Source organism: Amycolatopsis sp. lyj-109 (assembly GCF_046548995.1).
Taxonomy (GTDB): domain Bacteria; phylum Actinomycetota; class Actinomycetes; order Mycobacteriales; family Pseudonocardiaceae; genus Amycolatopsis.
Genome location: NZ_JAJPWR010000018.1, coordinates 127,440 through 153,420, shown reverse-complemented (window position 1 = coordinate 153,420; position 25,981 = coordinate 127,440). Strand labels below are relative to the sequence as shown.

Genomic DNA, 25,981 nt, shown 5'->3' with positions numbered 1-25,981 from the left:
CTTTCGCCGTTGGGCGCAGACGCTGGCCGAGCTCCCGGGCTGACCGGCGGGCAGCGATCCCGCGAGACCGGCCTCGAGCTGGGGGTTCCTATCTGGTGGAACGCGGTGTCACATGGTGGGCAGCCGATCTAGAGTCCGGGGCATGTCGCCGAGAACCCTGCTGCGGTCCGTCGTGGCCGTGTCCGCCGCCGTCGTGCTGGCGGGCTGCAACGCCGCCGCGAACAAGCCCGCGGCCGGGGCCGCCCCCGCGGGCCCCGCGCTGGTGCTGGTCACGCCCAACCCGGTCGGGGTCAACGACTTCCTCAAGCTCGCCGTGCAGGGCATCGAAGACGCCGCGAAGAAGCACAACGGCACGCAGAAGGTCTACCAGAGCACCGACCCCGCCTCCATCCAGCAGAACCTCTCGGCCGCCGTGCGGGAGAAGCCCGCCGTCGTCGTCGCGGTCGGGTTCAACTTCGCCGACGCCCTCGCGAGCGAAGCCGAACGGAACCCGGAGCAGAAGTTCTTGTTCGTCGACTCGTGCACGCCGAAGCCGTACCCGAACGTGACGTGCGCGGTCTTCCGCGAGCACGAGGGCACCTACCTGGCCGGTGCGGAAGCCGGGCTGCTGAGCAAGAGTGGCAAGGTCGGCGCGGTGGTCGTGCTCGACACGCCGCAGTTCCGCCGCTATTCGGTGCCGTTCGGTCAGGGCGCGGCCAAGGCCAAGCCGGGCACCACCTTCAGCCCGCTGTTCATCGGCGGCGCGAACCCCTTCAACGACCCCGCCCGCGCCAAAGCGCTCGCCGCGACGCTGGGCGGGCAAGGCGTCGACTACGTGATGGGCGCCGCGTCCGCCGCCGGGAACCTCGGGGTCTTCGAGGCCGCGAAGGCCGGTGGGTTCTTCGCCTTCGGTGTCGACGCCAACCAGTGCCCGGCCAGTCCCGGGCAGGTCGCCGACAACGTCATCAAGCGCACCAACGTCGTCATCGGCGATGGCGTCGACGCCATCCTCGGCGGCCAGGGCGGCGGCACGAAATCCTACGGTGTCAAGGAAAACGGCATCTCCCTGACCGGGCTGCAGCCGGACGCCGGGACGTCGCAGTGCACCGTGGCCGCGCACCCGGACGTGCTGGCGAAGGTCGGCGAGCTGCGCGACCAGATCGTCTCCGGCGCGCTCACCGTCGATGACCCCGCCCAGTCCTGACGCCGCCGTCTCGCTGCGGGGCATCGTCAAGCGGTTCCCCGGCGTGCTGGCCGACGACCGGGTCGACCTCGACGTCGCCCCGGGCGAGATCCACGCGCTGATGGGCGAGAACGGCGCCGGGAAGTCCACCCTGATGTCGGTGCTGTACGGGCTGCACCGGCCGGACGCGGGCACGATCCGGCTGCACGGAAGAGAGGTCTCCTTCCGCTCACCCGCGCAGGCGATCGACGCCGGGATCGGCATGGTGCAGCAGGGGTTCGCGCTCTTCGGCGAGCTCACGGTGACCGAGAACGTCGTCTACGGCAGCGAGCCGACCCGGCGTGGCCTGCTCGACCGGCGCGCCGCGACCGCCCGCGTCGCCGAGCTGGCCGAGCGGCACCGGCTGGACGTGCGCCCCGGCGCGCGCGTGCGCGACCTGCCGGTCGGCGTGCGCCAGCGCGTGGAGCTGCTCAAGCTGCTGCACCGCGGGGCGGACGTGCTGATCCTCGACGAGCCCACCGCGGTCCTGACCCCGGCCGAAACCGAGCGGCTCTTCGCGACCTTGCGCGACCTCGCCGCCGACGGCCGCACCGTGCTGTTCGTGTCCCACAAGATCCAGGAAGTGCTCTCGGTCAGCGACAACGTCACCGTGCTGCGCGACGGCCGGGTGAGCGCGCGCGGCCGTACGGCGGAGTTCGCCGCCGCCGGCCTCGCCGCCGCGATGACCGGCCGCGACGTCGACCTGGACCGCGTTCACGCGCCGGGCAGGCCCGGCGAACCCGTGCTCGACGTGGCGCTCGACGACGTCGCCTGCACCGTCCGGGCCGGGGAGATCGTCGGCATCGCCGGGGTCGCGGGCAACGGGCAGACCGAACTGGTGGAGGCCATCACCGGGGCCCGGACGGCGCAGGGCGCGATCCGGCTGCGCGGACGGGACCTGCGCGGCCTGAACGTGGGCGAACGGCGCCGCGCCGGGCTCGCCCACGTGCCGGAAGACCGCGCCGAAACCGGCTCCGCGCCCACGGCACCGGTCCGGGACAACCTGCTCACCGGGTTCCAGCGCCGGCTCAGCCACCGCGGCTTCCTGCGGCCGCGGGCGGTCGCCGGGCACGCGCGGGAGATCCTCGAACGGTTCGACGTCCGCGCGGCGCACCCGGGTGTCCCGATGGGCACGCTCTCGGGCGGCAACCAGCAGAAGGCGATCGTCGGCCGCGAGCTGACCCACGACGCGCCGCTGCTGATCGCCGAGCAGCCGACCCGGGGCGTCGACGTCGGGGCCATCGAGAACATCCACACGCGGCTCGTGGAGTACCGCGACGCCGGGCACGCGATCCTGCTGATCTCCGCCGAGCTGAGCGAGATCCTGGCGCTGTCCGACCGGGTGCTCGTCTTCTACGAAGGCCGCATCGCCGCGGAATTCGCCCGCGGTGAGGCGAACCAGGACAACGTCGGGCTCGCGATGGCAGGTGGCGCGTGAAACCGCTCCTCGCCCGGCTCGTCCCGGCCGCTGCGGCGCTGGTGCTCGGCGCCGTGCTGCTGCTGGCCACCGGCGCGAACCCGCTGACCGCCTACGCCGCCATCGTCACCGGCGCCTTCGGCCCGGACGGGATCACCGACACGCTCGCCTACGCGGTCCCGGTCGCCGGCATGGCGGTCGCGCTGGCGGTCCCGTTGCGCGCGGGCATGGTGAACCTCGGCGGCGAAGGCCAGCTCGTGCTGGGCGCGATCAGCGCGCTCGCGACCGGGCTGCACGTCCCGGGGCCCGGGCCGCTGCGCGTCGTCCTCGCGCTGGCCGCGGGAACGGTCGCCGGCGCCGCCTACGCCGCCCTGGCGGCGGTCTGTGAGAACCGCTTCCGCGTGCCGCTGCTGATCAGCACGCTCCTGCTGAGCTACCCCGCGATGTCCTTCGCCGGCTACCTGGTGCGGTTCCCGATGAAGGACGCCGGGTCCAGCCTGCCGCAGAGCGGTCAGCTGCCACCGGGCGCCCGGCTGCCCGAGTTCGGCGCGGGTGGCGTGACGTCCGGGATCCTGCTCGTCGCGGCGGTGGCCGTGGCGTACGCGGTGATCGACGCGCGCACCCCCGCCGGCTTCGAGTCGCGCGTGACGGGCTGGGGGCCGCGCTTCGCCGCCTACGCCGGGATCGACCGGCCCCGGCTGACCCTGCGGCTGCTCGCCGTGTCCGGCGGGATCGCCGGGCTGGTCGGCGCGATCGTCGTGCTCGGCTTCCCGTACCGGTTCATCGACGGCGCGCTCGTCACCCCGCAGTACACCTGGATCGGCCTGCTGGCCGCGTTGCTCGCCGGCGCGAGTCCGCTGGGCACGCTGGTCGCGGCGGTGTTCTTCGCCGCGCTCACCAGCGGCGGCTTCGCGATGGAGCGGGCCACCCAGGTGCCGCGCGAGCTGACCGCCGTCCTGCAGGCCGTGCTGATCCTGTTCCTGGCCGCGACGACCGGCGTGCTGCGGAAGCGGGGCCGGGCATGATCTTCGACGCCGGGCTCCTCTCCTCGGCCCTCACCGCGCTGACGCCGATCCTGTTCGCCGCCCTCGCCGGTGCGCTCTGCCAGCGCGCCGGGGTGTTCAACATCGCGCTGGAAGGCACGATGCTCGTCGGCTGCTTCGCCGCCGTGGCGGGCAGCTGGTACACCGGCAGTGCCTGGCTCGGCGTCCTCGCCGCCGTCGTGGCCGCGACGGCGTACTCGCTGGTCCTCGCGGTCGGGACAGTCACCTTCGGCGGCGATCCCATCGTCCTCGGCGTCGCGAGCAACCTCCTGGCCGTCGGGCTGACCAGCTTCCTGATCCGGACGGTCTTCGGGACGCAGGGTTCGTTCAGCGACCCGTCGCTGGCCGGGCTGGGCGAGTTGTTCGGCGGCCAGTCCGGACTGGTGTACCTGTCCTGGCTGGCCGTGCCCGGGCTGGCGGTGCTGCTCTACCGGCACCCGTGGGGCCTGCGGCTGCGAGGACTGGGGGAGCGCCCGGACTCGGCGCTCGCCCTCGGCGTCCCCGTCGCCCGCTACCGCTACGGCGTGATCCTGGCGGGCGGTGCGCTCTGCGGCCTCGGCGGCGCGCAGCTCTCGCTCGGCTCGGTGACGCTCTTCGCCGAGAACATGACCGCCGGCCGCGGCTGGATCGCCGTCGTCGCGGTGCTGCTCGGCCGCGCACACCCGCTGGGCGTGCTGCTGTCCGCGCTGTTGTTCGGAGTGGCCGAGGCGCTGGGCTTCCGGCTGCAGGGCCTCGGGCTGCCCCAGCAGGCCACCGATGCCGCGCCCTACGTCGTGACGTTGCTGGCGCTGTTCCTGTCCAGCGCCCGGAAGGAGAAGGTCGCGTGACGCTGCCGATCACCAAGATCCCCCGCACCGGCCTGCCCCCGCTGGCCCTGGTCGTCGGCGACCCCGACCGCGCCACGGCGGTTTCGAAGCTGCTGGAAGACGCCGTGCTCGCCGGAGAGAACCGCGAGTACCGCACGTTCACCGGCCGGTGGCGCGGCACCGGAGTGGTGGTGTCGTCGCACGGCGTCGGCGGGCCGGGCGCGCTCTGCCAGTTCGGCGAGCTGGCCGAGGCGGGCGTGCACACGTTCCTGCGGCTGGGCACCGCCGGCGCGCTGCGGGACGGCATCGCCGACGGCGACCTGGTGATCGCCGAGGCCGCCGTCCGCGACGACGGCGTCACCCAGCAGCTGATCCACCCCGAGTACCCGGCGTTCGCGACCCCGGAAGCGGTCCTCGCACTCGGCCGGGCGGCACCCGAAGCCCACCGCGGCGTCGTCTGGACGCGCGCGGCGTTCAGCCCGATGGTGCTGAAGCCGCCGATGCGCGAGTACCTCGCCGCCGGGGTGAGCGCCATCGAGATGGAACTGGCGACGCTGCTGGTGTTCGCTTCACTGCGCGGCCTGCGCGCGGGCGGCCTCCTCGTGATCGACGGTGACGCCCGTCCCGACCACCCCGATCCCACGGCGTACGCGCCACACCGGGAGATCGTGGCCGCCGGGGTCGCCCGCGGGGCTCGGGTGGCCCTTGATGCCCTGGTCGAGCTGGGAGGTGCCGGATGAGCTGGCGGGAAGCCGCCGAGAAGACCGCGACGGCATTGCGGTCCGACGCCGCCGAACGCGACCGCGCCGGGCGACCGCCGGTCGCCGAAGTCGGGCTGCTGCGGTTCTCGGGGCTGCTCGGCGTCCTCGACGCCGACGGCTGGGCGGCGGCGAACACGGCCGCGCGGATCGTCTCCGCCGCCGACGCCAACGTCGGGCACCTGCTCGGCTACCACTACCTTCAGCGCTGGCGGACCGGCCTGTTCGGGCCACGCGCGGACACCGAGCCGGGCTGGTTCTGGGCCGGCGTCAGCAATCCGCTCGACGCGGCCCTGCGGCTCACGCCGGCCGACAGCGGGTTCGTGGTCGACGGCGCCAAAACCTTCGCCACCGGTGCCGCGGTCGCCGACCGGCTCGTGGTGAGCGCGACCCGGACCGACACCGGGGAGAAGCTCACGTTCGTCGTCGACGCGCGCGCCCCGGGGATCACCCACGCCGACGACTGGGACAACATCGGCCAGCGGCTCACCGCCAGCGGTGGCGTCCGGTTCACCGCGGTCCGCGTCACCGACGTCCTGGGAGTTCAGCCGGAGCGCGAGACAGACCCGCGGGTGCCGCGGCTTTCCCTGGCGGCGCTCGGGTTCCAGCTGATGCTCGCGCAGGTCTACGTCGGACTCGCGCTCGGCGCCCTGCGGGAAGCGGCCGGCTACACCCGGGACCGGGCGCGGCCGTGGTTCCAATCCGGCGTCGGCACCGCCGCCGACGACCCCTACACGCTGACCGGCTACGGCGAGCTGGTCGCCTTCGCGGACGCCGCCGGGCACGCCGTCGACGCCGCCGTCACCGCGCTCGGCCAGGCCGACGAGCGCGGCCCGTCGCTGACCCACGCCGAACGCGCCGAAGCGGCGATCGCGGTGTCCTCGGCCAAGATCGTCGCGAGCCGAGCTGCGGTGGAGACGACATCGAAGGTCTTCGAGTTCACCGGTGCCCGGTCGACGGCGGGCCGCTACGCCTTCGACCGGTTCTGGCGCAACGCCCGGACGCTGACCCTGCACGACCCGGTCGTCTATAAGGCCCGCGAGGTCGGCGCCCACTTCCTGCGCGGCACCCCGCCCGAGCTCACGGGGTACAGCTGATGAGCACGCCGGTACTGGCGGACAGCGTGCGCATCAAACCGGACGGGGTGCACATCCTCGACCGGCGGGTATTCCCGTTCCGCCGTGAATGGGTGCGCTGCGAGACCTCCGAAGACGTCGCCGTGGCCATCGAAACCATGGTGACGCAGTCGTCCGGGCCGTACTTCGCGGCGCTCGGCGGGATGGTGCTCGCCGCGCGGGAAGCGGCCGCCCTGCCGCGCGCAGAAGCGCGCGCGTACCTGGAGCGCACCGGCGAACGGCTGATCATGACCCGGCCGACCAACAATCACCTCCGCAAGGCAGTCCGGTTTGTACTGTCCGAAGTGGACGCGGGCGGTGATCTCGTCGAGGCGGCCGAAGCCGGAGCGCGAATCGGGGACGAGCGGTACCGGGCGCGCAGCCGGGCGCTCGGGACGTACGCCGCCGAGCTGCTGCCGTCGACCGGAACGGTGCTCACGCACTGCTGGGCCGACCTCTACCTGGTGGAGCTGGTGCGCGCGGCGGGGCGGCTCGGCAAGGAACCCGCCTTCGTCTGCACCGAGACCCGCCCGTACCTGCAGGGCGCGCGGCTGACCGCGGCGACGCTCGCCGAGATGGGCGTCGACACCACGCTGATCACCGACGGCGCGGGTGCCGCCGAGCTGGCGTCCGGGCGGATCGGCGCGCTGGTCACCGCGGCCGACCGGGTGACCATGGACGGCCACGTCGTCAACAAGATCGGCACGCTCGGCCTCGCGATCGCCGCGCACGCGTTCGGCGTGCCGTTCCACGCCCTGGTGCAGGCGCCGGACCAGCTCGCACCGACCGGCGCCGACGTCCCGATCGAACACCGGCCGGGGGATGAGGTGCTCAGCGTGCTCGGGCGGCGGACCACCGTCGAGGGCGTCCGCGGGCGGTACCCGGCCTTCGACGTCACACCGCCGCGGTTCGTCACCACGGTGGTGACCGATCGCGGCCCGTTCGCTCCGGACGAGCTGGGCGGCTACTACGAGGAAGGGGAGGAGAACCAGTGACCACGAAGATCGTCGCGCGCTGGGTGGTGCTCGACATCGAGGGCACGCTCACCGCCACCAGCCAGGTGCACGTGGTGCTCTACGACTACGCCCGGCCGCGGCTGGGCCCGTGGATCGACGCGCATCCGGACGAGCCCGCGATCGCGGCCGCGAAGGAGCTGGGCGGGCTGCCGGCGGACGCGTCCACCGCGGACGTCGTCGCGGTGCTGCACCGCTGGATGGACGAGGACCGCAAGGCCGCGCCGCTCAAGACGCTGCAGGGCCTGATCTGGCAGCGCGGCTACGCCGACGGTGACCTCACGACCGAGTTCTTCCCCGATGTCGCGCCGGCGCTGCGGGCGTGGCACGAGTCGGGGCTGCGGCTCGCGGTGTTCTCGTCGGGCTCGGTCGCGGGCCAGGTGGCATCGTTCTCGCGGACGACCGACGGCGACGTCACCGCGTTGTTCGAGCGGCACTTCGACACGGTCAACGCCGGGCCGAAGCGGGAGGCGCCGTCGTACCGGTCGATCGCGACGGCGCTGGGCGCCGAGCCGGGGGACATCGTGTTCTTCTCCGACGTCCCGGCGGAGCTGGACGCCGCGGCGGAAGACGGCTGGCAGACCGGCGGCCTCGCGCGCGCCGGCGAGCCGTTCGAGCACGCCGGCTTCGGTGCCCACCCGCGGCTGCGGTCGTTCGCCGACGTCGAGGTGGTGGCGAAGTGACGACACTGGCGGAGGCCGGCCGGGCCTTGGCGCTGGAGTCCGCCCGGTACGCGGCACTGGGGTGGATGCGCGGGACGGCGGGCAACCTGTCGGTGGTGCTGGAGCACGACCCGCTGCGGCTCGCGGTCACGGTCAGCGGCCGCGACAAGGGCGAGCTGACCGACGACGACGTCGTGGTGGTCGACGCGACCGGGGCCACCACCGACCCGGTGAAGGTGCCGTCGGCGGAAGCGGGGCTGCACGGCCGGATCGCCTCGGTCTCCGGCGCCGGGGCGGTGGTCCACGTGCACGCGTTTGCGCCCGTGGTCGCGGCCGAGTACTGGCCGGGCGGCGTCGAACTGCGGGACCTGGAGATGCTCAAGGGCTTCGGCCGGGCCGCGCACGACGACCTCGTCACCATCCCGGTGATCCCGAACGGGCAGGACATGCGCGTGCTCGGTGACGCCTTCGAAGCGGGCTACCGCTCGGACACGCCGGCGTTGCTCGTGGCGCGGCACGGGATCTACGTTTGGGGAGAGGACCTGCGGCAGGCGCGGCACCGGCTCGAGTGCCTGGAGTGGTTGCTGCGGTTCGCGGTCGAGACGAAAAGGGGTGTGGCATGACGCTGCTGACGGTGTGGCCGGACGACCGGCCCGACGAGGTGACGCTGCGCAGCGAGGACGCCGCGGAGATCGCGGACGTGCTGAAGCCGCTCGATGTGCGGTTCGAACGCTGGGACGTCGCCGCGGACTTGCCGGAAGCGGCGACGCAGGAGGAGATCCTGGCCGCCTACCGCCCGCAGATCGACCGGATCGCCGCGAGCGAGGGCTACCAGGTGGTCGACGCGGTCCGGATGACGCCGTCGGACGACCCGGAGTGGGTGGCGGAAGCGGCGGCGGCCCGGCAGAAGTTCCTGGCCGAGCACACCCACGACGACGACGAGGACCGCTTCTTCGCCCGTGGCGCGGGGGTGTTCTACCTGCACGTGGGCGCAAGCGTGTACGCGGTGCTGTGCGAGGCGGGCGACCTGCTGAGCGTCCCGGCGAACACGACGCACTGGTTCGACATGGGCACCCGCCCCGACTACGTCTCGATCCGCTTCTTCCACGACGACGGCGGCTGGGTCGGCAACTTCACCGGCGCGACGCTGTCATCGGACTTCCCGGACTTCGACACCCTGGCCGCCGGCCGCTGATCACCGATCCAGGTTGAGCAGTTCGAGGTAGGAGTCGACCCGCAGGCTCCGGCCCTTGATCCGCGACGTCCGTTCCGCGCCCAGCACACCGACCGCGGGGTTGTCGGAGGCGCCTCCCCCCGCGTGCCCAGGAGCAGCGCGATGCCGGGCGCGGGGGTGCAGGTCGCCGCCACCCTCGATCAGGGCCCGGATGTTCGCGGCTTGCTGCCCGGCTGCCTTCGCCGGCTTGGCTTCCGGGACGGCCGTGACGTCACCGATGGCGAAGACGTCACCGGGGTCACGCCGTGGCAGCGGACCCAGATGTCGGCAGTGATCTTCCGTCCGGACCGCGTGGTCACGGTGGACTCGCCGGGGCTACCTCCGGTGCAGGCAAAAAGCGTCCTCCGGGTAGCGGCGGGTGGGCAGCTTGTCCGGGTTGAGGGCCTGGCACGGGCGGTGACACCGCCGTCCCGGTGAAGATCGGGCAGATCCCGAGGGACAGCCGGGCAGTCGTATCGCGGTGCCCGGCCCGGCCTGCCCGGCATGACGGATATCATCGTGGATTCATCGGGATCACGCGGAGGGGGAGCGTCATCAGCAATCCGTTGGTCGCGCCGACACAGGACTCGACGAAGGCGTATTCGGGTGTTTCGCTGCTGGAGTCGGCGAACGATCTGAAGTCGGCGATCGAGAGCGGGGACTGGGCGTCGGTGGCGCTCGGGGCTGTCGGGACGGCGTTGGATGCGTTGTCGATGGCGATGGATCCGTTCGGGGCGATTCTCGCGGCCGGGGTGGGGTGGCTGATCGAGCACGTCGGGCCGTTGAAGGAGGCTCTGAACGGTCTCACCGGTAATGCCGATGAGATCGCGGCGCAGTCGGAGACGTGGAAGAACATCGCCACCGAGCTGGGCAGCGTCGGTGAGGATTTGACCGGGATGGTCAAGGCGGACACGGTGTCGTGGACCGGCGCTGCCGCGGACACCTACCGGCAGCGGGCGCAGGACACGGTGACGTTGCTGGAGACGGCGCAGAAGGGCTGCGAAGGCGCCTCCAGTGGGGTGAAGACCGCTGGTGAGGTCGTCGCGGCGGTGCGCGCCCTGGTGCGGGACATCATCGCGGAGCTGGTCGGGCATCTGATCAGCTGGGCGTTGCAGGTGCTGTTCACTTTGGGTATCGGGATGACCTGGGTGGTGCCGCAGGTGATCACTGCGGTGGCGAAGACGGCGTCGAAGATCGCGGATCTGGTGAAGCGGTTGGTGACGGCGTTGAAGGCGCTGGTTCCGCTGCTCAAGCGGGCGGGTGATCTGTTTTCGGATGCGGCGAAGGCGTTGCGGAAGATCAAGCCGGGTAAGTCGGCGCCGCCGCCGAAGCACAATGACATCAAGAGCGGTCCGAAGGACATCGGCGGCCCGAACGGCAAGGGCGGCCCGGACGGACCGCCGCCCAAGACCGATCCGCCCCCGAAAGGCGACTCCACGACACCTTCGGGCGCGAAGGGCGACGACACCACGCCCTCCGGCGCGAAAGGTCCCGACAATCCGCCTAAATCCGACCCGCCGCCGGCATCGAAGGGCCCGGACGACTCCCCGAAGAGCCCGGACACCACCCCGGACGGCGGTTCGACCACGCCGTCGGGCGCGCCGAAGAGTCCGCCCAAAGACGGCGGCGGCACCCCCAGGGGCGGTCCGGACCCGGCCAAGAACAAGGGACCCGACGAAAAGGTCTGCGAGTTCGACCCGATCGACGTCGCGACCGGCGACGTCCTGCTCACCGAGGTCGACCTCGTCGTCCCCGGTGAGCTCGGCGAGCTGATCACCCGCAACCACGTCTCCTCCTACCGCGACGGCCGGTGGTTCGGCCGCTCGTGGGCGTCGCTGCTGGACGAGCGGCTGATCCTGACCGGCGGTGAACTCCGGTACCACTCGGCCGACGCGATGGTGCTGACCTTCGCCGTCCCGCTGCCGGGCACGGCGGTGACGGCGCAGCACGGGCCGCCGCGCCGGCTGCACACGGACGGGGACGACTACGTGGTCACCGACCCCGGCCGCGGGCTCGCCCGGCGATTCGTTCCCGCTCCCGGCGTCCGCGACGAGTGGCTGCTGCGTGAGGTCCGCGCAGACGACGGCGAGTTCGTCCAAGTCCAGCACGACCTCACGGGCGCGCCCTCGGGGCTCACGCACTCCGCCGGCGCCCGCATCGCGTTCGAGACCGCCGCGGGCCGGGTGCGGGCCGTCCGCGCGGTCGCGCCCGCGGGCGACGTCCTGGTCGCCCGCTACGACTACGACACCGAGGGCCACCTCGCGCGCCGCGCGAACTCCACGCCGCGCCCGGCGCTGTACGACCACGACGCCGACGGCCGGATCACCGCCTGGACCGATCACAACGGCGCCTGGTACCGCTACGTCTACGACGACGCGGGCCGCTGCGTGCGCACCGTCGGCGACCAGGGTTACCTCGACGGTTCGCTGAGCTACGCCGACGGCCGCACGACAACCACCGATTCCCTCGGGCACCAGAAGGTCTTCGAGTTCGATGCGGCCGGCAACGTCTTCGCCGAGACGGACAAGCTGGGCGGTGTCACCCACAGCGAATGGGGCCCGCACAACCTCCTGCTGGCCCGCACCGACCCGCTGGGCCGGCGCACCGAGTTCGAACACGACACCGAGGGGATCCTCCGCGCGGTGACCCGCCCGGACGGCACGCGAGCCGTGCTGACCGAGCGCACCGAATCCACGCTCGAGATCGAGGTGACCGACGGCGGCCGCACGTTCCGGCGCCGGTACGCCGCGCCCGCCCTGCCGGACCCCTACACCGATCCGCTCGGAGTCGCCGACGACGAAGACGCGCCCGCCGAAGACACCCCGGACGCGTCGGCGGCGGATCCGGACCTGTTCGGCCGGCCGCGGACGATCCGGAAGCCGGGCAGCCGGACCACCGTCAGCTGGACGGTCGAAGGCGACCTGCAGGCAGCCGTCGCCGCCGACGGTGCCCGGCAGCGGTGGACCTACGACGGCGAGGGCGGGGAGACGTCGCACACCGACGCGATCAACCGCGTCACCGGGACCGAGCGGGGGCCGTTCGGGATCGTCACTGCCGTGACCGATCCCGCGGGCGCCCGCACCACCCGCCGCTCGAACCCCGAACTGCGGCCGGTCGCCGTCACCAACCCGGCCGGGCAGACGTGGACCTTCGGCTACGACGCCGAGGGCAGGTTACTGACGCAGACCGACTTCGCCGGCCGGGTCACTCAGTGCGGGTATGACGCGGCCGGGCAGCTGATCCGCCTGGTGAACGCGGCGGGGGAGACGGTCGAGTACCACCACGACCTGCTCGGCAACGTGATCGAGCGCGTCAGCGCGGCGGGGACCGACCGGTACCGCTACGACCCGGTGGGCCGCTTGATCGCCGCCACCGGGCCGGACACGGCGATCGAACTCGAGCGTGACGCCGACGGCCGGGTCGTCCGGCAGACCACCGCCGGGCGCACCACGACCTTCGCCTACCCGGACGGGTCGTCCGCCGGCCGGCGCACCCCGTCCGGGCTGGACGTGCGCTGGAGCCGCACCGAGGATCGGGCGGACATCCTCGCCGCCGCCGGGGCCACGCTGATCCTGCACCGTGACGACGCGGGCCGCCCGGTCGCGATCGACGCCGGGTCCAACCGGCTGCTGAGGCAGGAGTTCGACAGTGTCGGGCGCCTCGCCGTGCAACACATCCCCGGTGGCGTGCGGCGCTACCACCGGCGTCCGGACGGCAGCGTGGCGGCTCGCGAAGACCCGGTCGGCGGCGTGCGCTACGACTACGACGCGGTCGGCAGGGTCACCGCTGCGGTCACGCCGACGCTGGCCGAACGGTACGCCTACGACGTTCTCGGCAATCTCGTCGATTCCTCCCCCGGAACCGGCCTCGAAGCCGGGCCGCGGCGCTACGCCGACACCGGCCTGGCCGCGGCCGGTCGGGTCCGCTACGTCCACGACGCGCAGGGCCGGCTGGTCCGGCGGACCGTCGCCGAACCCGGCAGCCCCGAGCTGACCTGGACGTTCACCTGGAACGCGCACGACCACCTGACCGGCGTGCGCACGCCGGACGGGACGTCGTGGCGCTACCGTTACGACGCACTCGACCGCCGCGTCGCCAAGCAGCGCCTGGACGCGGCCGGTGGCGTCGCCGAGCAGGTCGAGTTCGTCTGGGATGGGAACACGCTGATCGAGGCCCTGCACACCGTCGGCGGTGTTGCGGTCGAGACGCTGACCTGGATCCACCACCCCGACGGCGGTCGCCCGGTCGCGCAGGCCGTCACCAGCCCGGACGGCACGACGCGGCTGTCGGCCTTCGTCACCGACGACGTCGGCACGCCGCTCGAGCTGGTCGGTGTCGACGACGGTGTGGTGCAGCCGGTCCGCCTCAGCCTGTGGGGCCTGACGCCGCCCGGCGGAACGGCGACGCCGCTGCGGTTCCCCGGCCAATACCACGACCGGGAAACCGGCCTGTACTACAACGTCTTCCGCTACTACGACCCGGCGAACGCGCGCTACATCTCGCCGGATCCGCTCGGCTTGGAACCCGCGCCGAACCCCATGACCTACGTGGGCGACCCGCTGCTGCAGGCCGACCCGCTCGGCCTCACCGCCGGTGGCGGGTTCGGGGACGACCCCGGCGACCAGCGCCGGTTCTCCGGCCGCAAGCTCGCCGGCAAGTGCAAGGCGGCCCTGCAGTCGGCCGTCAAGCCGTTTTCGCCGTACCCGAAGACGAAACCCAAGAAGGGCACGGCTTCCGGGAACACGTCGTCGAGTACGCCGAGTTCGTCGGCGCCGCCCCGCGGTCCGAAGGACCCGGCCAGCGGGCGGACCACATCACAGGGCGGCGGCACGACCTCGGGCCCGCAGACCCTGGACGGCAGCCCGCGGCCGGGTGGTTCGAAGCCGCAGCCGGGTGAGCTCACCGACGTCAAGAACCTCGAGGACACTCCGCACGCCAATTACAGCAACGAGCTCAAGAACGAGCTCGCCAACGTCAAGGGCTACGACCCCAACGGCAGCAACCGGTGGATCCGCGGGCACCTGCAGAACGACAACCTCGGTGGCCCGGGCGTTTCGGAGAACATGACGCCGCTGACGTCGACGGCGAACAAGAACATGTCGGGCACCTTCGAAGGACCGTTGAAGAACGCCAACGTGCGTCTCGAGCAGCTCAAGGCCAACATGCCGAACGACGCGGCGCTCAACCGCGCCGGTTTCGACCCGAGCCAGTACAACAAGGTGCGGCAGGACATCCAGAACCTGCACGTCGAGTACTCGGTGGACGCGAGCCCGAACGTCAAGTTCCCCAACTCGCCCAACCCGTTCGAACGGTCCATCCGCGACCATGTCGTGCTCAACGCCGAGTACAAGGGGCTGACCCCGGAACTGCAGCAGTACATCGGCTTCGCGAAGGAGAAGAACTTCCTGCCGAGGTTCCCGCCGGTGGGCACGAAGATGGACACGCTGACGGGGGCCATGAGCTGAGCCGGTGTCAGTAGTCGTGCGTGACGGTGCTCCGGCGGGGCCAACCGGGTTGGTCCCGCCGGGCGGTCAGGGCGTGGCGGCGTCGCGGACGAGTGCGGTGTCGGTGAACTGTTCGAACCGGACGATCAGCCCGCCGCGCACCGTGAAGTGGTGGGCCACCCGGACGTCCAGCGTCTTGCCGGTCACTTTGTGGGTCGCGGTGTAGCGGGCGAGGACGACCACGTTTTCGCCATCGGCGACGTAGGTGTCGTCGTGGGCGGTCCAGTTTTCCCAGTCCTGCCCCAGCTTCTCCATGACTCCGCTCGTCACGCCGTCGGGCGTGCGGTACGTGCCGGCGAGTGGGAATCCGGCCATTTCGGTCCACTCGACGTCCGGGGCGAGCGTCTCGCGCAGGGCGGCGAGATCGCCCGCCGCCGAGGCGAGGTATTGCCGCCGGACGACGGCGGCGGGCGTGTCTTCGGTCAGCCCCACGTCAGTTCTCCCTTCGCGACCTTGGTGCCGAGCGAGGCGGCGATCTTCAGCCCGGCGTCCGGGTAGGCAGCGAGCAGCCGCTCCTCGGCCGCGGCGGCATCGGCGGACTCGGTGATGGTCTTTTCGAAGAACCGCAGGTATTCGGCGGTGTGCCGGATCGCCGTCGAGTCGGTCGGCGCGCCGGCGACGCGGTGGCCGGCGACGACGAACGCCGGTTCGAGTGCTTCGAGGTCGTCGAGGACGCGAAGCCATTCGGTGCGCTGTTCAGTGGTGGCGCTGTCGGCGGTCCAGACGTGCAGGCCCTCGAACAGCAGCACCCCGCCGAGCAGGGCGCGTCCGGCCGGTTCGAAGACGTACCAGGCGCGGTCGCCCAGCGCGGTGCTGCCGCGGCGGACTTCGAGCGCGACACCGTCCACAGTGACCGAAGCGGCGGTCAGCGGCGTGATGTCCACCAGCCGGGTGGGCAGGTTGGCGCCCAGGTGCGCCCACGCGGTCAGCTTCTTCTCGTAGGTCTCGTGGATGTGCTCGATGACGTCGGCCGGCGCCAGGAAGACAGCCTCGGGGAAGGCGTCGGCGAGGACCTCGGCGCCGAAGTAGAAGTCGGGGTCGCCGGCGGTGATCAGCACCGTGGTGAGCCGCTTGCCGGCGTCGAGGACCTCGGCGGCGATCCGGTGCCCGTCGGCCCGGGTGAAGGCCGCGTCGACGACGACGGCTTCCGTCGTGCCGGTCACCAGCACGCTGGTCTTGTTCAGCGAGGAGTCGGCGGCGTCGATGATCTTGTACTCGAGGGTGCTCATGGGGTTTTCCTCTCGGGATCAGGCGGAAACGGAAGCGAGGTGGTGGTCGAGGGCGTCGGTCAGCTGGGCGGCGGTCGAGGTGGGGCCGCCGAGGCGCACCACGCCGGTGCCGGTGTGCAGCAGCAGCGTGGGGTAGGAGGTGACGCCCAGCCGGGCGGCGCGGGTGAAGTCCTGCGTCGCCGCGGTGGCGGCGGCCAGTCCGGTCAGGACGGTGTCGGCGTCCAGGCCGAGCTGTCCGGCGAGGTGCCGGTAGGTGTCGGCTTCGGACAGGCTGAGCCCGTCGACGTAGAACGCGCGTTGCATCGCTTCGGCGGCTTCGAGGGCCCGCTCGGGAGCGAGGGTCCGCAGGGCGGCGAAGCCGGTAGCTGCGGCTGTGGAGTCCATCCGGAACCGGCCGTCGGCGACCAGGGCGAGGTAGCCGGGGCCGAACTCGGCGCCGGTCAGCTCGGCGATGCGGGCGTTGGCGCCGGCGACGTACGGCATGGTGCCGATCGGGGCGACCCGGGCCCCGGTGAACAGGCCGCCGCTGACGACGTCCAGCTCGATCCGGCCGGCGTTGGCGGCGGTGAACCCGGTGACGGCCGGGCCGAAGCCGTGGCACCAGCCGCAGTAAGCGTCGAACACATAGGTCAATTTCGCTTTCATGACCATAGGCTATGAAGCCGAGCTGGGCTTTTCACGGTGCTCAGAGGACGTATCATGGTGAAAATGGGACAGAGCATCCGGCCCGTCCGGTATGAGCCGCCGCCCGGGGTGGCCGGCGAGATCGAGCTCACGTCGCTGGCGCGCATGCGTGACCGAGGTGGGCCGCAGGAGTTCGTCGAGCCTCAGCGCCTCGGCTTCGACCTGCTGATCGAGATCGAGTCCGGCCGTGCGGTGCACACGGTGGACTTCACCGGCTATTCGCTCGGCCCGGGCGACCTGCTCTGGGTGCGGGCGGGCCAGGTGCAGCAGTGGGGTGCCATCGGGGACATCGAGGGCCCGGTGTTCCTCTTCACTCCCTCGGCGATCGACGCCGGCACCTGGGAGCTGATCCGGTCCGCGGGGGTGGCCATGCCCAACCACTGGGCTGCCGCGACGGTCGCGGGCACACCGGCCGAGGCGGCACTGGCCGCAGCGCGCGTCACGGCCGCGGCACCGGACTTGGCCCTCCGGGACGCCGCGCTGGCCCGGACTCTGGCCGCGGCGCTGCTCCTGCTGGTGATGGCCGTCCCGGAAGGCAGCGGCCGCCGCCCGCCCACACGCGAGGCGTTCGTGTGGTTCCGCGAGGAAGTGGAGAAGAGCTTCCGCACGCGACACAAGGTCGCCGACTACGCCACCCGGCTGGGCTACTCGGCCCGCACGCTCAACCGGCTCGCCCGCGAGAACACCGGCCTGTCCGCGAAACAGCTCGTCGACGAGCGCATCGTGCTCGAAGCCAGGCGTCTGCTGGCCCACGGGCGCGACCCGGTGGCCCGTATCGCCGCGGACCTCGGCTTCGACGACCCGTCCAACTTCTCCAAGTACTTCCAGCAGCGCACCGGTACGACCCCGGCCGCCTTCCGAGACCGCGTGCGGCCGCACGCCGGGCAGCGCTGACCGGAACAGCCCGGCCAAATCACTGATCGAGCCGGGCGCGGGCCCGTCGCCGAGTTCGTCGAGACGATTCCCCAGGGCGGCGACCCCGGCTGCCTGACCTACCGGTACTCCACCTGAGCGGTCACGAGTAGGTCCAGTGGCCGAGCCAGGACTCGCGCCACGCCACCGTCAGCTCGCCCACACCGTCCAGCTCGGACTGGTCGACGTGCGCCTTCCACGCCTCTTCCAGTGACGAGCACAACTTCGCCGCGGGCTGTTCGATGCCGCCCGAGGAGAACTGCTGCAGGACCGCCTTGGGCACGGCCAGCTTTGCTTTGCCCCGGACCACCGACTGCTCGGTGGCGCGGCAGATGAGGTATTCGACCGTGGCCAGGTCGGCCGCCGACGCCGTGGTGTCCGCCACGGGCACCTCGGGCGCGATCTGCGCCAGGGCCCGGTACAGGCAGTCCAGCGGCGCCGCGAGACCCCGGTGCTGGCGGGCGACCTCCCACGACACCCACACGGCCATGCAGTCGGGCATCTGGAAGGGGCGGTACGGGAACGCGGGGCCGGCGAACGTCTGGTAGTCGCTGGTCGGGTCCGGCGCGGCCGAGCTCGGCCCGTCGGGGTCGGGCGGCAGGCCGAGCCGCTTGAACAGCTCGCGCAGCAGCTTGTGCGGCCGGGCCGGCGTCGAGGACTCGCCGAGCAGCTTGCCCAGGATGCGGTTCAGCCGGTCCGCGGCCACGCCGTGGACCGACAGCTGCAGGTGGACGAACGCGACGTCCGACAGCGTCGTGCCCGCGCAGCCGACCACCCCCACCTGGGTGTAGCGCTGCAGGAAGGAGGCGATCGCGTGGGTGGAGCCGATGCGCGCCGGGCCGACGAAGGTCAGCGGCAGGATCGTGCCGATACGCTGGCGGGATCGGAGCTCTCCCCGGTACAGCGGCGAAAACTGGCCGTCGGCGTGGGAGACCTCGAACCAGTTCCCCTGGCGGTGGCCGGGCCGCGTGTCGGCGAGCCACAGGCTGTAGCCGTGCTTCTCGCACAGCTCGCGGAACCGGTCGGCCAGTTCGAACCGGGCGGCGGCGGACACGTCCCGCAGCGCGATCGCGAACCGGACCGCCAGCGACGCGCACGGTGGCGCGACCTCCTTGCGGGTGCGCAGGTCGTGGTTGCGGGTCTTGACGACCGTCGGCAGCTGCGCCGGGCACTGCAGCGACAACAGGGGCGCGTCGATGAGCGACGACGCGGCGTCGGAGATCTCCTTGACCAGGTCGCGGACGGCCAGGCCGTGCCACTCGAAGACTTCGCGTGCGCCCGGGTCGACCGCGATCAGGCCCTCGAAGGTCTGCGCCGACTCGTAGATGAACGTCGGGTTGGGCGAGGTCGTCTGCTGGAAGACCCAGCTGCCCACGTTCTTCTGGGGGCGCTCCGCCGGCTGCTGGCCGTCGACGCGCTCGACCACCTCGGTGCCGTCGAGGGGCTTGCGGGTGCGGGTGCCGATCACGACTCCGGCGCCGTTCGTGGCCGAACACAGCGTTTCCAGGAAGACCGCGCTGTCGGTGCCCGCGGACACGAGCTCGCGCAGGTAGCCGGGGCGGGCCGCCGCGTGGTGCACCTCGAAGTCCACTTTGGTCACCGGCTGCCGCGCGATTTCGAAGCCGGCCCGGGCCAGGTCGGCGACGTTTCGCACGGAGATCCGCTGGCTGCCCATCATCACCACCCGCCGGAAGAGTCGAACCGCACGTCGGCGTCCAGCGGCTCGCGGCGGTCCCAGGCGCCGGCGCCCGCCCAGCGCGGCGCCCCGATGCGCGACAGCGGGATCGCCGATTCGCGCCACGACGCCTGGCTCACCAGCACGAGCGCGGCCAGCACCGGCAGTGCCACCGCGATGGTGAGCGTGACCTGCACGATCTCGCCCCGGCTCTGCGTCGCGACAGCCGCGGCGAACCCGGCGACGCCCGCGATGCTCAGCAGGACCAGCGCCTGCGGAAGCGTGCCGAGGTAGCCGAGCACGGTCCGGCGTGGCGGCAGCGACAGACGGCTGTAGAGGAAGCCGGGCAACAGCAGCAGCATGGTGATCACGGACTGGCCGTCGCCGATGTGGCCGAGGGCTTCGGTGGCTTCCCGGCCGTACGGCCACGGACGGCCCACCAGCAGCCACCCGAGCACGAACGAGACCGTCGCGACGGCCAGCGCGTAGAACGTCACGTTGAGCGGGCCGGCCTTCGTGGAGTCCTTGAGCACGAGCGTCGCGCGCACCCGGATGTGGTCGCCGCGCGGGTCGGGACCGCCGGACCGGCGCCAGTACGCCCGCGCCTCGTCTTCGGCGATGCCGTTGACCAGGACGAGGTCCTGCCCGAACTCCCGGTCGGTCAGCTCGCGGGCGGCCTCGCGCAGGTTCGCGGCCGTGAACTGCGGGTGCCGCCGCAGGGAGTTGTCCAGCTCGCCCGAGTCCGTCCGCACGGCCTCGCCCGTCGTGGCCGCGGCGGTGAGCAGGTGGCAGGCCGGCAGGCTCCGCGGGGACAGCTCCACCCCGGACTGGCCGGCCTCCCAATTGCGTCGGCGCACCAGGTCCGCCAGCCGGCGCAGCACGGTCTGCGCCTGCAGTTCGAGGATCTTGTGCCGGGCGCCGTCGGCCTCCTGCACCGGGGCGGCGTCCTGCCGTTCGGCCAGCGACAGCAGGTCTTCGGCCAGGCCGTCCACCTGGTGCTGGTCGGCGTCGGTGGACAGGTACATCCGGGAGATCTCGGCCTCCGGCGCGGTCCGCGCCACCAGGTGGTAGGACTTCAGCGTGGCCGGGATCATGGTCTCGTAGGTCACGACATAGCCGCGGCGGCTGGCGGCCAGCCGCCGCCACTGCTCCTTCGCGACGGACCGGCGCGCGTCGACGTGCAGCGGGGTTTCGTAGCTGAGCCGGTGTTCCTCGACCGAGTCGTCCAGCGCCACCACGAGCATGTAGTCGCGGACGGCGACATTCAGCAGGTACGCGTATTCGACGAGCAGGTCGGAACAGCCGGAGAGCACGTCCAGAGCCAGCTCCCGGCACTGCCGGCCGTAGCCGGGCACCGTGCCGTCGGCCGGCGCCAGCCTGAACCTCTCTTCCGGGTGGTTCCGCTCGGTGAGCAGCGTCAGCAGCGCCTGCTGGATCAGCCAGCGCGGCTCGTGCACCTGGAAGAGGAAGGTGTTCAGCTCGTGCTTGGCGGTCTGCGCGTTCTCGTCGCCGGCGAGGATCCCCCGCAGCAGCCGGTAGAGCCCCGCGGCGACCAGCCGGGACGCCTCGTGCTGGGTGAGCCGCGGCAGTTTCTGGCCTGAGCTGTCGAAGACGTCGACGGGGGAGACGTCGCGGCGCGGCAGCCGGGCCAGCGGCACCCAGAGGGACCGGTGCCGCGCCGGCCGCGACGCGGCCCGCTCACCGTGTTCCCGCCCGATGAGGTCCTGCAGCTGCGCGGTGGCCTGACGCTGTCCCTCGTCGAGCAGCTTGAGACTGACGTCGACCTCGGTGCTGCGGCGCGCGGTCCCGTGCTCGACCACGGTCAGCCGCTCGGTCAGCCGGCGCACGTGGTTGAGCCGCAGCGAGGTGTCCAGCAGTGCCAGCCCGACCGCCGCGCCCTGCCGCGACAGCCGGGGCGGGGCGCCGGGAATGGGGATCGTCTCGATGGCGTGCCGGAGACTCTCGATGCCGTCCACCCGACCGAGCGTAGGAGGTCACGCGCCCGGAGTCAGGAAAACGCCGACATGCGCGGGAAAAACGGCGGCTGCGGGCCGGAATTGGGCCGAACGAGTGTACCGATCGGCCGGCGCCTGCTGTTCCGGCCAGGGGCAGCCGGTGCGACGTGCCTACCCGCTGCCGGCGGGGCGAGGGGCGACGAGGCGCGGTTCGTGCCATCCCGACGCGCCCCGTTCCCACCAACCATCCTCGTGTTCGACGTCGCACCGGTCGTCCGGGACATCGAACTGGCCGGCGGCGAGATCATCGAGGGGGCCGTCGGCCGGGCCCAACGGGGAACGGCTGGTGGCCAGGCATCCGGACGGTTCCGTCTTCGAATACATCGCCGTCCCGAACGCCTGAGGGCTTGGGGGTGGGGGAGAAACGCCCGAGGGCGGCACTTTCACGAGAAAGTGCCGCCCTCGGGGCCGATCAGATGGTGAGCGTCCAGGAGGTCAGGTAGCCGATGTCGATGGCGGCCACGTCCTTGATCTGGAGTTTCCACGCGCCGTTGGGGGCCTCGGCCGAGGCGTCGACGGTGTAGGTGGTGTCGATGTCGTCGGCCGAGTCGCTGTTGTTGCTCTTCAGCCGGTAGGAGGTGCCGTCCGGGGCGATCAGGTCGAGGACCAGGTCGCCGCGGTAGGTGTGGACGATGTGCACCTCGACCTTGGTCGCGGCCGAAGCGTTGCGCGCGCAGCCGTCGATGGTGTTGGTGCTGCTCACCGCGGCACCCGGGTAGTCCGGGATGTCGAGCCGCGTCGAATTGGTCACCGGCGGGCAGGCGGAGCTGTCGACGGTCAGCGCGTACTGCGCCGTGTGGTCGGTGGCGGTCCCGTCGGCGGTGATGGTGATCGGGCCGGTGCCTTCCGGGGTCGACGACGACGTCGCGATCGTCAGCGTCGAGCTGCCGCCCGCCTGGACGGTCGCCGGGCTGAACGTCGCGGTGGCGCCGTCGGGCAGGCCGGACGCGGACAGGGTGATCGCCTGGACCGTGCCCGAGGTGAGCTCGGTGTTCACCGTGACGGTGGTCGAGCCGCCCGGCCGGACGGTCCCGGCCGGCTGGCTCAGCGTGACCGCGTAGTCCGGGTCGCCGCCGCAGACCGGCTCGCCGGTGGCGGCGGTGACGGAGATGGCGTTCCACGCGGCCTTGGTCGCGTTGTACTCGACGCAGCTGCCCGGGAAGAGCGCGACCGCGGCTTCGAGAGTCGCCTTGCGGGCGGCCTTGTGATTCCACGACGAGGTCTTCTTCAGCAGGCCGTTGTAGAAGATCTGGCCGGCCTTCTGGACGCCGACACCGGTGACGGTCGAGCTGTTGCAGGTCGGGCTGGCCGGCTTGCCGCCGCCCGGGTTCGAGCCCTCGGCCAGCAGGTAGAACCAGTGGTTCTGCGGGCCGGCCGCCGCGTGCACCTCGGTGCTCGGGATCGACGAGGAGTAGCAGTTCGGGTCACCCGCCTTCGACGGGTCGTACATGTAGCGGATCGGGCCGTCGCCGACCAGGTTGACGCCCTCGCCGACCTCGTAGTCCGGCGTGTCCTTGGCGTTGTTCGCATACGCCTCGGTCAGCGCGCCGAAGATGTCACCGGTCGACTCGTTCATGCCGCCGTTCTCGTTGCCGGAACCGGCACCGCCCGGGGTGAACTGGAAGATGCCGTGCCCGAACTCGTGCCCGACGACATCCATCGAGGTGGCCTGGCGCTGGTTGTCCTGCGAATGCCCGAAGTGCGTCGACGAGCCGTTCCAGTACGCGTTGACGTCGGACAGGCCCACCGAAGCCGGGTAGCCGGTCCCGCTGCCGTTGATGCCGTTGCGGCCGAGCCACTCGGCGAGCATCTTCCACTCGGTCTGGACGCCGTACAGCGTGTCGACGCAGGCGGTTTCGAGGTCGGTACCGGAGCCGTTGCCCCAGGCATTGTCCGGTCCACTGTAGACGGAACCGCCCTCGCGGCCGCAGCTGATGCCCGTGCGGCCCGGGTCACGCAGGCTGTAGGTGGTGCCGGACTGCGTCGTGTCGATGGAGACGTTCCCGACGTAATAGCTGTTGCCGGCGCCGGCGAGGTTCGCCGTGGCGGGCTGCGCCTGGCCCTTCGCCCCGGAGGCGAAGACCTTGACGTCGTCCCGCTTGTCGAGGATCGCGCCGGTCGCCGCGTCGACGAACACGTGCAGGTTGCTCGGTGCCGTGGCGGTGCGCCCGGCGACGACGACCTCGTAGGCCAGCTTCGGGTTCGCCCCGGCCAGCACCACCTTTTCCGGCGTGCTCACACTGTCCACAGTGGGCAGTTGAGCGCGCGCGGTGGCCGCGGCCTTGGCCGCGTCGAGGGACGCCTGGGTCCCGACGGTGATGGCTGCGGTCTCGGCGGAGCTGGTGCCGCGCACGCGCCCGGCGCCGTCGGCGACGACGACCGCGTCCCCGCCCACGACTCGCAGGCCTTGGTAGGTGCGTTGGTAGGCGCCGTAGAAGAGGCCGGCGCCGCCGGCGGTCAGGCCGATGCGCTGGAACGATTCGGCCGGGCCGCGGCGCAGGGCGTCGAGACCGCTGGCGGCCGCCTGGTCGGCGGCGCGGGCGGCCACCGCTTCCGGGGCGGCGGGCTGTGCTGGGGACGCTGCGCTCGCCGGGGTCACCGGTAACGCGAGCGTCATGGCGAACCCGGCGGCGGCCGCCAAGCCCGTGCTGAACCCACGATGGGTCATCGAGGTCTTCCTTCCATGAAGGCAGAATCGAGGTCCGGTAAGAGGAAGAGGGAGACGTGTCCGGGGGTCGACGGGAGGTATGCGTCCGGACGCATCCGAGTAAAGGATCAGTGGATCAAGGCGTCAAGGCGCCGAACGGACCAACGGTACGTTAAGGATTATCGAATCAATTCGTGCATACCCCTTCACAGCAGGGGCTTTCCGCCGTACCCCCGGCCGGACCGACTTTCGTAGGTATTGTCGGCGACACCATCCGAACGCCGGACGATCTCGGCTTCCTCGCCCTGGCCGACGTGCTGATCAGACCTGCTGCCGGCACTCAGTCCGACAGCGGTCGCGAACAAGGACGTGTTCATCGTGATCTACGGCTGCACCACCGCGTCCGCGGCGGCGCCGGTTCTGAGCCACGAGCCAGCCGGGTCGCCGAGTTCGCCGAGCACGAAGTGCCTGGGCTGCGGATGCCCGGGCCCTCTTGGCGCGGCGGGCGGCGGAAGGGTGTAGCTCCGCGTGCCGTCTGACAACCTGATTGTCTGCCTTTTGCTTGCCGCACAACCCTGAATCGGCCGTATTTTTAGGCGGCGGGCGCCGGAGGGGCGGTCCAGTGGTGGTCGGGATTGTCGGGGTCGCGTACGCCGACCCGCAGGGGCGGTTTGCTGGTGAAGGTCATCCGGGTGTGCCTTGCGTTCGGTGTGACTTCGGCCTGCTGGCCGCGGTGTTCACGCGTGACTCGGAAGGTGCGCTGCGCGTGAGCCGGGCCCTCGGCGGGTGAGCTCGGCGTCGTAGCCGTAGATCCAGCTGTTGCGCACCCACGGCGCCGCAACACCTTCTCGTGTCGAACGTCCACTCGGGACGGTGAGACCGCGTTCGCTGCCGGCGGGACCATTTCCCGGTGGGCGCGGGCTTCCCGGGGGTGGGATCGACGGTCAGCGGAAGAGGCGGAAGAACCCGCGCACCTGTTCGACCAGCGAGTCCGGCTGCTCCAGCGCGGCGAAGTGGCCCCCTCGTGGCAGTTCCTCGAACCAGCGCAGGTCGGTGAACCGCAGCTCGGCCTCCCGGCGCGACGGGCGGGTGATGTCGCGCGGGTAGACCGACAGTCCGGACGGCGCGGTGACCTTGTCCCGGAAGTGGGCGAAACTCTCCCAGTACAGGCGCGCCGACGACGTGGCCGAGGCGGTGAACCAGTAGACCGAGATCTCGTCGAGGATCTTCTGCCGCGACACCGCGTCCTCAGGGTGGCCGTTGTGGTCCGTCCAGGCCCAGAACTTCTCGGCGATCCAGGCGGCCTGGGCCGCCGGGGAGTCGGTGAGGCCGTAGCCGAGCGTCTGCGGCCGGGTCGCCTGCTGCGCCGAGTACCCCCGGCCGGTGCGCTGGAACTCCTTTTCGGCTTCGAGGTTCGCCAGCTCCGCGAGTGTCGGGTCGTCGAACGTGCCCGCCGCCACGGACCCCAGGTTCAGGTGCACGGCGGCGACCCGCTCGGGCGCCACCTCGCCCAGCGCGCCGGACACCGCCGAACCCCAGTCACCACCCTGCGCGCCGTACCGGGGGTAACCCAGCGAAACCAGCAGCGTGTCCCAGGCGCGCGCGATGCGGGTGACGCCCCACCCGGTCGTGGACGGCTTGTCACTCCAGCCGTAGCCGGGCAGCGACGGCGCGACCACGTGGAACGCGTCCGCCGGGTCCCCGCCGTGCGCGCGCGGGTCGGTCAGCGGGCCGAGGACGTCCAGGAACTCGAGCACCGAACCCGGCCACCCGTGCGTGAGCACCAGCGGGAAAGCGGCCGGTTCCGGCGAGCGGACGTGCAGGAAGTGGATGCCGAGCCCGTCGACGGTGTCGCGGTACTGCGGGAACACGTTCAGCCGTTCGGCGAACCCGAAGTCGTAGTCCTCGGCCCAGCTGCGGCAGAGCTCCTGCGTGTAAGCGAGCGGGATTCCCTGTGACCAGTCGTCCACCGGCTCGGGCTCGGGCCACCGCGTCCGGCGCAACCGGTCACGCAGATCCGCGATCTCGGCTTCGGTGACGCTGACCTCGAACGGCTCGGCGGCCATGGCTTCCTTTCTCGGTGACGT

20 protein-coding genes are annotated in these 25,981 nt (G+C 71.8%); 13 read left to right on the top strand and 7 right to left on the bottom strand.

The features are described from left to right. Nucleotides 1–142 precede the first annotated feature (142 nt). The 12 genes from ACLJQF_RS34245 (at nucleotide 143) to ACLJQF_RS34190 (ending at nucleotide 14,693) form a co-directional block, all read left to right on the top strand. Nucleotides 143–1,183 (top strand): BMP family ABC transporter substrate-binding protein, encoded by a 1,041-nt coding sequence (locus ACLJQF_RS34245; RefSeq protein WP_410614481.1) that lies wholly within the window; start codon nucleotides 143–145, stop codon nucleotides 1,181–1,183. Then, nucleotides 1,164–2,639 (top strand): ABC transporter ATP-binding protein, encoded by a 1,476-nt coding sequence (locus ACLJQF_RS34240; protein ID WP_410614480.1) that lies wholly within the window; start codon nucleotides 1,164–1,166, stop codon nucleotides 2,637–2,639. Before ACLJQF_RS34245 ends, ACLJQF_RS34240 begins: the two co-directional genes overlap by 20 nt. Beyond that, the gene (locus tag ACLJQF_RS34235) at nucleotides 2,636–3,643 is read left to right on the top strand and encodes an ABC transporter permease (RefSeq protein ID WP_410614479.1); all 1,008 of its coding nucleotides are present in this window, start codon (nucleotides 2,636–2,638) and stop codon (nucleotides 3,641–3,643) included. Before ACLJQF_RS34240 ends, ACLJQF_RS34235 begins: the two co-directional genes overlap by 4 nt. Continuing rightward, a complete protein-coding gene (locus ACLJQF_RS34230; protein WP_410614478.1) occupies nucleotides 3,640–4,488 on the top strand; it encodes an ABC transporter permease in 849 nt (282 codons plus the stop codon). Before ACLJQF_RS34235 ends, ACLJQF_RS34230 begins: the two co-directional genes overlap by 4 nt. After that, complete coding sequence (locus tag ACLJQF_RS34225; RefSeq protein WP_410614477.1) at nucleotides 4,485–5,207, top strand: nucleoside phosphorylase; 723 nt, start codon at nucleotides 4,485–4,487, stop codon at nucleotides 5,205–5,207. Before ACLJQF_RS34230 ends, ACLJQF_RS34225 begins: the two co-directional genes overlap by 4 nt. After that, nucleotides 5,204–6,322, top strand: a complete 1,119-nt coding sequence (locus ACLJQF_RS34220) for an acyl-CoA dehydrogenase family protein (RefSeq protein WP_410614476.1) — start codon at nucleotides 5,204–5,206, stop codon at nucleotides 6,320–6,322. The genes ACLJQF_RS34225 and ACLJQF_RS34220 overlap by 4 nt, the downstream gene beginning before the upstream one ends. Beyond that, complete coding sequence (locus ACLJQF_RS34215) at nucleotides 6,322–7,335, top strand: s-methyl-5-thioribose-1-phosphate isomerase (protein ID WP_410614475.1); 1,014 nt, start codon at nucleotides 6,322–6,324, stop codon at nucleotides 7,333–7,335. Before ACLJQF_RS34220 ends, ACLJQF_RS34215 begins: the two co-directional genes overlap by 1 nt. Further along, nucleotides 7,332–8,036 carry an acireductone synthase gene (gene mtnC, locus ACLJQF_RS34210; RefSeq protein WP_410614474.1) on the top strand — a complete coding sequence of 235 codons (705 nt, stop codon included), beginning with the start codon at nucleotides 7,332–7,334 and terminating at the stop codon, nucleotides 8,034–8,036. The genes ACLJQF_RS34215 and mtnC overlap by 4 nt, the downstream gene beginning before the upstream one ends. After that, nucleotides 8,033–8,638 carry a methylthioribulose 1-phosphate dehydratase gene (mtnB, locus tag ACLJQF_RS34205; RefSeq protein WP_410614473.1) on the top strand — a complete coding sequence of 202 codons (606 nt, stop codon included), beginning with the start codon at nucleotides 8,033–8,035 and terminating at the stop codon, nucleotides 8,636–8,638. The genes mtnC and mtnB overlap by 4 nt, the downstream gene beginning before the upstream one ends. Then, entirely contained in the window at nucleotides 8,635–9,210 is a 576-nt protein-coding gene (locus ACLJQF_RS34200; protein ID WP_410614472.1) for a 1,2-dihydroxy-3-keto-5-methylthiopentene dioxygenase, read from the top strand. The genes mtnB and ACLJQF_RS34200 overlap by 4 nt, the downstream gene beginning before the upstream one ends. Nucleotides 9,211–9,351: 141 nt before the next feature. Next, nucleotides 9,352–9,666 carry a hypothetical protein gene (locus ACLJQF_RS34195; RefSeq protein WP_410614471.1) on the top strand — a complete coding sequence of 105 codons (315 nt, stop codon included), beginning with the start codon at nucleotides 9,352–9,354 and terminating at the stop codon, nucleotides 9,664–9,666. Nucleotides 9,667–9,782: 116 nt separating this feature from the next. After that, complete coding sequence (locus tag ACLJQF_RS34190; protein WP_410614535.1) at nucleotides 9,783–14,693, top strand: RHS repeat-associated core domain-containing protein; 4,911 nt, start codon at nucleotides 9,783–9,785, stop codon at nucleotides 14,691–14,693. A gap of 66 nt (nucleotides 14,694–14,759) precedes the next feature. Here ACLJQF_RS34190 and ACLJQF_RS34185 read toward each other — a convergent pair whose 3' ends face one another. From ACLJQF_RS34185 to ACLJQF_RS34175, 3 genes are read right to left on the bottom strand one after another with little or no spacing between them, the layout of a single operon-like run. Beyond that, nucleotides 14,760–15,164: a nuclear transport factor 2 family protein gene (locus tag ACLJQF_RS34185; RefSeq protein WP_410614470.1), complete on the bottom strand. Its 405-nt coding sequence runs from the start codon at nucleotides 15,162–15,164 to the stop codon at nucleotides 14,760–14,762. Next, nucleotides 15,155–15,961 carry an MBL fold metallo-hydrolase gene (locus tag ACLJQF_RS34180; RefSeq protein WP_410614469.1) on the bottom strand — a complete coding sequence of 269 codons (807 nt, stop codon included), beginning with the start codon at nucleotides 15,959–15,961 and terminating at the stop codon, nucleotides 15,155–15,157. Before ACLJQF_RS34180 ends, ACLJQF_RS34185 begins: the two co-directional genes overlap by 10 nt. A gap of 18 nt (nucleotides 15,962–15,979) precedes the next feature. After that, nucleotides 15,980–16,606, bottom strand: coding sequence for a DsbA family protein (locus ACLJQF_RS34175; RefSeq protein WP_410614468.1), 627 nt, complete (start codon nucleotides 16,604–16,606; stop codon nucleotides 15,980–15,982). Between the two features lie 63 nt (nucleotides 16,607–16,669). Here ACLJQF_RS34175 and ACLJQF_RS34170 point away from each other — a divergent pair, with 63 nt between their 5' ends. Further along, nucleotides 16,670–17,539, top strand: coding sequence for a helix-turn-helix domain-containing protein (locus ACLJQF_RS34170; RefSeq protein ID WP_410614467.1), 870 nt, complete (start codon nucleotides 16,670–16,672; stop codon nucleotides 17,537–17,539). Between the two features lie 121 nt (nucleotides 17,540–17,660). Here the strand turns inward: ACLJQF_RS34170 and ACLJQF_RS34165 are convergent, their stop codons facing one another. The 4 genes from ACLJQF_RS34165 to ACLJQF_RS34150 all read right to left on the bottom strand — a co-directional run bounded on the left by ACLJQF_RS34165 (nucleotide 17,661) and on the right by ACLJQF_RS34150 (nucleotide 25,960). Then, the gene (locus tag ACLJQF_RS34165; RefSeq protein WP_410614466.1) at nucleotides 17,661–19,232 is read right to left on the bottom strand and encodes a hypothetical protein; all 1,572 of its coding nucleotides are present in this window, start codon (nucleotides 19,230–19,232) and stop codon (nucleotides 17,661–17,663) included. A 2-nt stretch (nucleotides 19,233–19,234) separates the two neighbouring features. Continuing rightward, complete coding sequence (locus ACLJQF_RS34160; protein WP_410614465.1) at nucleotides 19,235–21,208, bottom strand: hypothetical protein; 1,974 nt, start codon at nucleotides 21,206–21,208, stop codon at nucleotides 19,235–19,237. Nucleotides 21,209–21,659: 451 nt separating this feature from the next. Further along, nucleotides 21,660–23,915 carry a M4 family metallopeptidase gene (locus ACLJQF_RS34155; protein WP_410614464.1) on the bottom strand — a complete coding sequence of 752 codons (2,256 nt, stop codon included), beginning with the start codon at nucleotides 23,913–23,915 and terminating at the stop codon, nucleotides 21,660–21,662. Nucleotides 23,916–24,838: 923 nt separating this feature from the next. Then, complete coding sequence (locus ACLJQF_RS34150; protein WP_410614534.1) at nucleotides 24,839–25,960, bottom strand: epoxide hydrolase family protein; 1,122 nt, start codon at nucleotides 25,958–25,960, stop codon at nucleotides 24,839–24,841. Nucleotides 25,961–25,981: the final 21 nt, after the last annotated feature.